Source organism: Cupriavidus sp. HMR-1, from assembly GCF_000319775.1.
In the GTDB taxonomy this organism is placed as follows: Bacteria; Pseudomonadota; Gammaproteobacteria; order Burkholderiales; family Burkholderiaceae; genus Cupriavidus; species Cupriavidus metallidurans.
On the sequence record NZ_ANKP01000233.1, the window covers coordinates 41,556 to 50,208 of the forward strand.

The following is an 8,653-nucleotide window of genomic DNA, read 5'->3' on the forward strand; positions in this document are numbered from 1 at the left end:
ATGAAGACCTCCGTCCTCTCGTTCAGCCTGGCGGCTGTGCTTGCTGCTGGCAGCCTGCCCGCATTCGCCCAGAACGCTGCCGTTGTGAATGGCAAGCCGATTTCGTCGGCCAAGGTGGACAAGCTGATCGCCAGCACTGGCCAGCCGGAAACTCCCGAGCTGCGCGACCGTGCGCGCAACATGCTGATCGACCGCGAACTGCTGCTCCAGGAAGCCAACAAGCGCGGCATCACCCAGCGTGACGACGTGCAGGAGCAACTGGAACAAGCCCGCCTGAACGTGCTGGCCGGCGCGGTGTTCGAGGACTACGTGCGCACCCACGGCGCCAGCGATGAAGAGCTGCGCAAGCAATACGAGAAGATCAAGGCCCAGTTCGGCAACGGCAAGGAATACCACGTCCGTCACATCCTCGTGGAGAAGGAAGCCGACGCCAAAGCACTGATCGCCAAGATCAAGGCCGGCGCCAAGTTCGAAGATGTAGCCAAGGCCCAATCGAAGGACACCGGTTCCGCCGCGAACGGTGGCGACCTGGATTGGGCCAACAGCAGCAGCTACGTGCCCGAGTTCTCGGCCGCGATGACCAACCTGAAGAAGGGCCAGATGACCGATACGCCGGTCAAGACCCAGTTTGGCTGGCACATCATCGAACTGGTGGACACGCGCGACGCCAAGATCCCGTCGTTCGAAGAAGTGAAGCCGCAGCTTCAGCAGATGATGATGGGCGATCAGGGCTGGCAGCGCGAGCAGTTCCAGGCGATGATGAAGTCCCTCAAGGACAAGGCGAAGATTCAGTAATCTGTTGCCAATCCGCTAAAAAACCGGCGCTAATGCGCCGGTTTTTTCATTTGGAGCACTCTGGGCAGCCTTGCACGGCACGTGTTTGATCTTGATACAGGTGGCGGGTTTCCACTTGGCACCGGCCCCGGTAAGATCAGAGCCACGCGTTTCGGCGCAGGCTTCATGACTTCCATGGATATCAAGCAATGGGCGTGACCAGCGGCTATTGGCAAATGTGGCACATCTTCTCCAGTGGCATGGTCTATTGCGCGCTGGGAATGCCCAATATCGAATGCACCGGCGGTCGATGGCGCAGCCTGCTTGCTCACCTCCCCGTGCGTGATCGCTATGCGCAAGCGAAACTGCTTCAGGCCACGGTCGCCTTCATGGAAATCCGTGGAGAAGTCAAAATCCCCCCCGGGTCCGATCGCTTGCGCCTCCTCTATTCCCGGTATCTGCCCTGGAGCGCCCGCCTGCAGACGCGGGAGTCCGCGCCTACGCCATCCGCCTCACCGCCATCGCCTGCGGACCAGCCCAATACGGCTGTAGCTTGAACTCGAATTTCACCACCTGAGCGTCTGAGCGTCTGCCCGTAATGCAGACGGCGGCACCAAAAGAAAAAGGCGCCCGACAATCGGGCGCCTTTGGCATGAGTGGGATAACGCCTTAGCCCACCCACTTCCGTGCGTTACGGAACATGCGCATCCACGGGCTGCCACCATCGGCGATCTGCTTCCAAGCGTCCGGCGCCCAGCTCATCGTCGCGGTACGGAACACCCGCTCCGGGTGCGGCATCAGCACGGTAAAGCGGCCATCGACCGTCGTAACCGACGTGATGCCCTCCGGCGAACCATTCGGGTTCAGCGGATACGTCTGCGTCGCTGCGCCACGGTTATCGACGAAACGCAGGGCCACGTTTGCCTTGGCGATGTCGCCTTGCTGCGAGAAGTCGGCAAAACCTTCACCGTGCGCCACGACGATCGGAATGCGGCTGCCTTCCATGCCGGCGAAGAAGATCGACGACGACTGCTGCACTTCGACGGTCACGAAGCGAGCTTCGTACTGTTCCGACTGGTTACGCGTGAACTTCGGCCAGGCGCCCGCACCCGGAATGATCGGGGCCAGGTTGCTCATCATCTGGCAGCCGTTGCACACGCCCAGCGCGAAGGTGTCCTGGCGATTGAAGAACGCCGCGAACTGTTCGGCCATCTGGCCATTGAACAGGATTGTCTTGGCCCAGCCTTCGCCCGCACCCAGCACGTCACCGTAGCTGAAGCCACCGCAGGCCACGAAGCCCTTGAAATCAGCCAGGCTGGCGCGGCCGGCAATCAGGTCGCTCATATGGACATCGTGCGTGTCGAAGCCCGCCAGATCCATGCTGTACGCCATCTCGATCTGCGAATTCACACCCTGCTCGCGCAGGATGGCCACGCGCGGACGCGCGCCCGAAGCGATGAACGGCGCGGCGATATTCTCGGCCGGGTCGAACGTCAGCACGGGGCTGATGCCGGGGTCGCCGGCATCGAGCACGCGCTCGTACTCGCTATCGGCACAGGCGGGGTTGTCGCGCAGACGCGCGATACGCCAGCTCACCTCGGTCCACGTACGCTGCAGATCGGCACGCGCGGCGCCGAACACCTTCTTGGCATCGCGATAGATCTCGACCTGGTCGTTCGTGTTCGGCTTGCCGATCACATGGCTGCATGCCGACAGGCCCGCCTCGCGCAGCACCGCGAACACGGCGTCGCGCTCTTCCAGGCGCACCTGGACCACGGCACCGAGTTCCTCGGAGAACAGTGCGCGCAGCGTCTGGTCATTGCGACGTTCCGCGACCTGCTGCGCCCAGTTCTTGGCGTCGCCGTAATCCTGCTCGCCATTCGGATCGAGCGTCAGCATGTCGACGTTCAGCGACACACCGCAGTGGCCCGCGAACGCCATCTCCGCCACGGCAGCCATGAAACCGCCGTCCGAACGATCGTGATAGGCCAGCAGCTTGCCTTCACGGTTCAGGCGCTGGATCACGTTGAAGAAGTTCTTGAGGTCTTCCGCGTTGTCGACATCAGGGGCGCTATCGCCCACCTGCTGCGTCACCTGGGCCAGAATGCTGCCGCCCATGCGGTTCCTGGCGCGCCCGAGATCGATCGCGATCAGCACGCTCTCCCCCAGGTCCGTGCGAAGCTGCGGCGTCAGCGTGCGGTTCACGTCGTCCACCGCCGCGAATGCGGAGATGATCAGCGATACCGGCGCTACGACTTCCTTGTCGCCATCGGCATCGGACCATTTGGTGCGCATCGACAGCGAATCCTTGCCGACCGGGATGCTGATGCCCAGTGCCGGGCACAGTTCCATGCCGACGGCGTGCACCGTGTCGTAAAGCTTGGCGTCTTCGCCAGCCACGCCACAGGCAGCCATCCAGTTGGCCGAGAGCTTCACCTTGCCCAGGTCCTTGACCGGTGCCGCTGCCAGGTTGGTCAGCGCTTCGCCGATCGCCATGCGGCCCGAGGCCGGCGCGTCGATCACGGCCAGCGGCGTGCGCTCGCCCATCGTCATCGCCTCGCCAGCCGTGCCCTTGTAGTCGAGCGTGGTCACGGCCACGTCGGCCACCGGCACCTGCCACGGGCCCACCATCTGGTCGCGGGCGTTCATCCCGCCCACGGTACGGTCACCGATCGAGATCAGGAACGACTTGTTGGCCACGGTCGGGTGGCGCAGCACGTCACGCACGGCTTGTTCCAGCGAGATGCCGGTCACGTCGACGGGCGGGAACTCACGCTCCACGCGCGTCACGTCGCGATGCATGCGCGGCGGCTTGCCCAGCAGCACGTCCATCGGCATATTGACCGGGAAGTGTTCCTTCAGCGCGGCGTCCACATGCGAGTCGACAAGCTGGAGCTGTTTCTCCTCAGTCGCGACCCCCACCACGGCAAACGGCGAACGCTCACGCTCGCACATCGCCTGGAACAGCGGCAGGCTGTTCGGCGCGATCGCCAGCACATAGCGCTCTTGGGACTCATTGCACCAGATCTCGGCAGGCGACAGGCCCGACTCTTCCAGATGCACCTGACGCAGGTCGAAACGCGCGCCACGGTCAGCGCCGTCGACGAGCTCGGGGAACGCGTTCGAAATGCCACCCGCGCCAACGTCGTGGATCGACAGGATCGGGTTCTCATCGCCAAGCTGCCAGCAGGCGTTGATGACTTCCTGCGCGCGGCGTTCCATTTCCGGGTTGCCACGCTGCACCGAATCGAAATCGAGATCGGCGGTGTTCGTGCCGGTCGCCATCGAACTGGCCGCGCCGCCACCCATGCCGATACGCATACCCGGGCCGCCCAGCTGGATCAGCAACGTGCCGGCCGGCAGCGGGTCCTTGTGCGTGTGCGAGCCGTCGATGTTGCCAATGCCGCCGGCGATCATGATCGGCTTGTGATAGCCGCGCACGGTGCCGCCAACGTTCTGCTCGTAGACGCGGAAGTAGCCACCCAGGTTGGCGCGGCCAAATTCGTTGTTGAACGCCGCGCCGCCGAGCGGCCCGTCGATCATGATCTGCAGCGGGGATGCGATGCGGTCCGGCTTGCCGGTCACAACCGGCTTGTCGTCCGGATTGCGGTGGGACACCGGCTGGGCCGCGTCGCGCGCGTTTTCCCATGACTCGACGGCATCGGGCAGCATCAGGTTCGACACCGTGAAGCCGGTCAGGCCGGCCTTGGGCTTGGCGCCACGTCCAGTTGCGCCTTCGTCGCGGATTTCACCGCCCGCACCGGTCGACGCGCCAGGGAACGGCGAGATCGCGGTCGGGTGGTTGTGCGTTTCCACCTTCATCAGCGTGTGGGTCAGCGCCTCGTGGCGGCCGTACTTCTGATTCGCGCCACGCGGGAACCAGCGCTCGGCCACGTCGCCTTCCATGACCGCCGAGTTGTCCGAGTACGCCACGATCGACCCCTGCGGGTTCAACTGGTGCGTATTGCGGATCATCGCGAACAGCGACTTGTCCTGGGACACGCCATCGATGGTCCACGTGGCGTTGAAGATCTTGTGGCGGCAGTGCTCGCTGTTGGCCTGCGCGAACATCATCAACTCGACGTCGGTCGGATTGCGTTCGAGCTTGCCGTAGGCGTCCAGCAGGTAATCGATCTCGTCCTCGGACAGCGCCAGGCCCATTGCCGTGTTGGCGTCCACCAGCGCGCTGCGACCCGCCGAGATGTCGATGAACTGCAGCGGCTTGGCCGGCAGTTCCTGGAACAGCGCGGCGGCCTCTTCACGGCTGCCGATCACCGTTTCGGTCATGCGGTCGAACAGATGTGCGGCGACAGCGGCGCGCGTGCCGGCATCCAGCGTCTTGCGGCCGCGCAGCAGCCCCTTCTTGCAGATGACCGTGATTTCGATGCCGCGCTCGATACGGTGAACGTGGGTCAGGCCGCAGTTGTGGGCGATATCGGTGGCCTTGCTGGCCCACGGCGAGATCGTGCCGAAGCGCGGGATCACCACGAAGCGGTCGCCCTCGGTCTGAGCGGTGAACGGCGCGCCGTAGGTCAGCATCGCGCCGATGCGGGTCTGATCCTCGGCGGACAGCGGCGTGTCCGAATCGACGAAGTGCACGAACTGGCCGTGCACCGATTCAATATCGGCGTCGATCTGTTGGAGAGCGGCAAGCAGGCGTTGCTGACGGAAGGCGGAAAGCGCCAAAGCGCCGGGGAAGCACGAGAAATGCGCCATGATCGTTGCGGTCGGGAGGCGTAGGAGGGTCGGGGCAGGCGGCCGCCGACACTGCTGAATGGAATGCCGGCTGGCGGGAAACCGCTATTGTACCTTGTCGGCGACCGCTTTTTGCATTGCGCAATCGGGGGCCGACAGACATTCCGCGAGAAAGCTGGCAAGGACAGCCTGACCGACGTCATTATCGGCAGGCCAAGCTGTGCTATAGAGCATAATACGTCACATTATCAAAGGGAAGTGGCGGAGCGCGCCGCCTGCTCGTAGAGACCGGTCAACACACGCAGCAGGCGTGCCAGTTCGCCGATCTCCAGGTTTTCCTCGCTACCCTCCGTGAAATTGCTCGTCAGGCACTGCTCGCGGATCTCGCGGTACCGGGCGCAGGCGTCGGTACCAGCCTGCGTGGTGGCGTAAGTGGCCTCCTTGCCAACCCGCTCCCCGGCCACCAGTCCCAGCCCCACGAGCTTCTTGAGCGCGTATGTGACCAGATGGGTATCTTCGACGTTCAGCACAAAGCAGATGTCCGCCAGCCGCTTGGCGCGTCCGCGATGATTGACGTGGTGCAGTACCAGCACGTCCAGGAACGTCAGGTCGCGCACGCCAGCGGCACCCATGCAGCGCACCACCCATCGGCTATAGGCGTTGTAAGCGGTATTCAGCCCGAACTCGAACTCCGACAATTCCGGGCTACGCACCGAAACCAGATGCGACGACGACACAATGTTGACGCCGGCAGCGCGCGCCAGTGGCGCGGCCGGTGAGGGGCTCGCCACTGGCGCAGCGGTGGCGGGGCTGTCCGAAACGGGCTTGCGTGCCATGAAAAGCAGTCTCCTGGGATGCGATTTTGAATCATTGGGCGCCCGGATTTAGGCGATTTACGCGACAGTTTATCGGCAAATCGATGAGAAATCCGCCGCCATCGTGTGCTGCCGGGCTGTCACCCCCTCGACGCGAAGATTTGCAGAACCGATCTAAAATTTTTCGACGGACAGTCTCTGACGGATCTGAATCCGGCACGATACGACTTCCCGTCGCGCAAGAGCCATCACGTTCCAGATCGGGTACTGGCCATGGTCACGTATTGAAGAACAATCACATGCACTCCGCCTCCGATACCGGACGACTGCTCCCGTCCGACAGGTTCCTGAGCCGGTTATGGCTCGCGCTCATCAAGCGCCCTCGCCGCTTCATTCTGATTGCGTTCAGCGCCGCCATTCTCCTGATATTGCTGCTCATCCTCCGGGGCATGATGTTGTCGCGCGACACGGAGATCGAGTCGGTCAGACAGATGCAGGCGGTTCGTGCCGTGAGCATCAACGCGCTGCTTCAACTGGAGGCGGAGCGCCTGGCGAACATCCGGAACTACGCCGAGCACCTGATGCAGATCCAGGATGAACTGCCAGCCCTCTTCGCCCACGACATCCAGACTGCCTTTGAGCACCGCAATGACGATGTCTGGGCGCTGCGGACACGTGAGGCGGCGCCCGTCTATGGCGTCAGCGCGGCGCGGCTCACTGGGCTGGATGGCTTCTCGCGCGACGATGCCAAGCTGATCCCGGGCATGGCGGTTGCAATCGCGCTCAGCCATATGTTCAGTGCGGGACACAACGAACCCGGGCTCCGGGAACGCATTGCCTATGTGTCCGCCAGCGGCATCATCGTGGCTTACCCGGCCATTAGCGAGCAGGACGTTGATCCGACCCTGCGGACCTTCGCCTCCGCCGGGTACTTTCGTAATAGCCTCCCCTTGGCCAATCCGACGCGAAAGCAGCAATGGAGCATCGCGCGGTCCATGGACGACGCTGGCGAATCGTCGCTATTCCTGAGTGCTCCTGTCTACGCCGGCAACGCATTCAAGGCCGTTCTGATTCTGGAGATTCCGCGGCCCAGTCTTGACGAGTCTCTCAACCTTGCCCCCCATCACGACGTCAACAACTACCTGGTGGACCACAACGGCATACTCGTGGGCGCCGGTATGCGAAACGTGCATCGGGGCGAAACGCTCGCGTCCGTGCTCATCGACAAATGGCCGGCGGACAAGCTCGCGGTGGCGTTCAGGGGCGATGCCGGCATTCTGAACAACGAGCATGGCAGCCGCCTCATCTATCGCAAGCTCGGAAACAGCGGCCTGATAATGGTCGACGAGGTCTCCACGCGGGAACTGCTACAGGCGAGCGTCGCCCGCCTGAGCGGCACCATTGGCGCCGGCGCTGTCGCCCTGGGCCTTCTGCTTTGCTTCACGCTGGCAGTTGTCCATACATTGTTCGGGCACTACATTGACCGGGGCGAAGCCCTCCGGACCCTCGCCGAGACCGATGCCCTGACCGGGTTGGCGAACCGTCGCGTGTTCGCATCCCGATTCGCAGACGCCTACGCATGGTGCAAGCGGGACGCCGTTCCGGTCTCGCTGATCATGCTCGACATCGATCGATTCAAGAAGATCAACGACCGCTGGGGACATGCCAGCGGAGACGTGGTGCTGCGCACCCTGGCGGACGCGCTGCGCGCGAATGTCCGGAATGTCGATCTGCCGGCGCGACTGGGCGGCGAGGAGTTTGCCGTCCTGTTGCCACGCACGGGTATCGCGGATGCAGCCAACCTGGCCGAAAAGCTTCGCCTGGCCCTGCAAGCATTGGTCTGCGAACCGGTCGACAGCGCTGACACGGCATCCATCCGTTTCACCGCGTCCTTCGGCGTGGCGCAGATCGCGCCAGGCGAACCGGGCAACCTCGACTCGCTGCTGATGGCGGCGGACCAACGCCTCTATGCCGCGAAGGCCAGCGGCCGAAACAAGGTCGTCTGGGATGATCCGCAGCCGGAGGAGATGGAGAACGAGAAGCCCGTCAAGGGGGCCTGATCTCGTCTGCCTGATCGCCCGGGCGATGCGATCCTGGCATCGAACGGTATTTCTTGCCGCGCCTCGGGATATAGCGTCCTTCCCTATGTCCCGCCGATGCGCTTCTTGCTACCCTTGTCGGATTCTTGAGCCTCTTGATTCACACAGGCAATGCGTGAATGTGATTTTGCTCCGCGGCGCCTGTCACCTTCGTCTCGCCCACGCAAACCGTCATGCTGCCTGACATCGCCTCCCTGAACGCCGCCGTCCGCGCCGGCACCACCAGCCGCGCCGACCTGCTTGCCGAAGCCGCCACCAGGGCCGCCAGCG

The 8,653-nt window shown here is 63.5% G+C and carries 5 protein-coding genes; 3 read left to right on the forward strand and 2 right to left on the reverse strand.

Annotated elements, in window-relative coordinates:
* Together D769_RS23720 and D769_RS23725 are read left to right on the forward strand one after the other, a co-directional pair.
* A complete protein-coding gene (locus D769_RS23720; RefSeq protein ID WP_008650253.1) occupies positions 1–795 on the forward strand; it encodes a peptidylprolyl isomerase in 795 nt (264 codons plus the stop codon).
* A 188-nt stretch (positions 796–983) separates the two neighbouring features.
* The gene (locus D769_RS23725; protein ID WP_008650255.1) at positions 984–1,331 is read left to right on the forward strand and encodes a hypothetical protein; all 348 of its coding nucleotides are present in this window, start codon (positions 984–986) and stop codon (positions 1,329–1,331) included.
* Positions 1,332–1,443: 112 nt separating this feature from the next.
* On the opposite strand, the gene purL is transcribed toward D769_RS23725, so the two are convergent.
* Both purL and D769_RS23735 read right to left on the reverse strand, forming a co-directional pair.
* Positions 1,444–5,490, reverse strand: coding sequence for a phosphoribosylformylglycinamidine synthase (gene purL, locus D769_RS23730; RefSeq protein WP_008650256.1), 4,047 nt, complete (start codon positions 5,488–5,490; stop codon positions 1,444–1,446).
* A 227-nt stretch (positions 5,491–5,717) separates the two neighbouring features.
* Complete coding sequence (locus D769_RS23735) at positions 5,718–6,305, reverse strand: winged helix DNA-binding protein (protein ID WP_008650259.1); 588 nt, start codon at positions 6,303–6,305, stop codon at positions 5,718–5,720.
* Between the two features lie 83 nt (positions 6,306–6,388).
* Here D769_RS23735 and D769_RS23740 point away from each other — a divergent pair, with 83 nt between their 5' ends.
* On the forward strand, positions 6,389–8,344 hold the full coding sequence (locus D769_RS23740) for a cellulose biosynthesis regulator YedQ (protein WP_234819101.1): 1,956 nt from the start codon (positions 6,389–6,391) through the stop codon (positions 8,342–8,344).
* Positions 8,345–8,653 lie beyond the last annotated feature (309 nt).

Bases quoted from the DNA above. Each gene is read 5' to 3' on its own strand.
- D769_RS23720 (WP_008650253.1), top strand. From the start codon at position 1: ATGAAGACCTCCGTCCTCTCGTTCAGCCTGGCGGCTGTGCTTGCTGCT.
- D769_RS23725 (WP_008650255.1), top strand. From the start codon at position 984: ATGGGCGTGACCAGCGGCTATTGGCAAATGTGGCACATCTTCTCCAGT.
- purL (WP_008650256.1), bottom strand. From the start codon at position 5,490: ATGGCGCATTTCTCGTGCTTCCCCGGCGCTTTGGCGCTTTCCGCCTTC.
- D769_RS23735 (WP_008650259.1), bottom strand. From the start codon at position 6,305: ATGGCACGCAAGCCCGTTTCGGACAGCCCCGCCACCGCTGCGCCAGTG.
- D769_RS23740 (WP_234819101.1), top strand. From the start codon at position 6,389: ATGAGAAATCCGCCGCCATCGTGTGCTGCCGGGCTGTCACCCCCTCGA.